At 41.0% G+C, this 810-nt stretch carries 1 protein-coding gene; it reads left to right on the forward strand.

Going from position 1 to position 810, the window contains the following annotated elements:
• Window positions 1-64: 64 nt before the first annotated feature.
• A protein-coding gene (locus JK139_RS15405) for an IS5 family transposase (protein ID WP_218332181.1) occupies window positions 65-810 on the forward strand; the annotation gives its coding sequence in 2 pieces (ribosomal slippage) (window positions 65-401 and window positions 401-810; 747 coding nt annotated over the 2 pieces). This gene is flagged as partial in the annotation.

Raw genomic sequence — 810 nt, forward strand, 5'->3', positions numbered from 1 at the left:
TCTCAAAAGTATGTTTTTTGTAATAAATTGAATGAATTTGCCGTTTATAAGAGAAACGACATTTATGGATATCACAAACGAACAATGGGACTTGATCTGTGGGTTGATTGAAAAAAATATTCCGGCCAAAAAGATAGCCGGACGTCCTCGAGTAGATGATAGAGCAATTTTAAATGGGATATTATGGATATGTAGAACCGGGGCACCATGGAAAGACCTGCCAGATCGATATCCACCTTATCAGACCTGTCACCGGCGATTTCAGGAATGGGTAAAGTGTTTGCTATGGGAGCAGATATTAAGTCGCCTGGCGGTGGATTTAAAAACTAGGGGAAAGATTGATTTGGCAGAATGTTATATTGACGGCAGCTTTTCAGCGGCTAAAAAAGGGGCTTTGGAGTTGGGAAAACTAAGCGGGGCAAGGGTACGAAGCTCATGGCAATTGCAGACCGTAATGGTCTTCCTATCGCCATTTCCACACATGAAGCAAGTACCCATGAGATTAAACTCGTTGAAAAAACGATATCAAAACGATTTACGCGAACAAAGCCTAAACGCTTGATTGGGGATATGGCTTATGATAGTGATCCTCTTGATAAAATACTTAAAGGGAACCGCATCAAAATGATCGCTCCACATAAAACCAACCGGGTGAAAAAGGCCACACAGGATAGACGTGAATTACGACGATACAAAAACAGGTGGAAGATCGAAAGAGTCTTTGCCTGGATTCAGCAGTTTCGACGTTGTCAAACAAGATTTGATTACTATGATGCTAATTTTCTCGGATTTGTACAATTAGCTTGTACA

The organism is Hydrotalea lipotrueae, from assembly GCF_019249625.1.
In the GTDB taxonomy this organism is placed as follows: Bacteria; Bacteroidota; Bacteroidia; order Chitinophagales; family Chitinophagaceae; genus Hydrotalea; species Hydrotalea flava.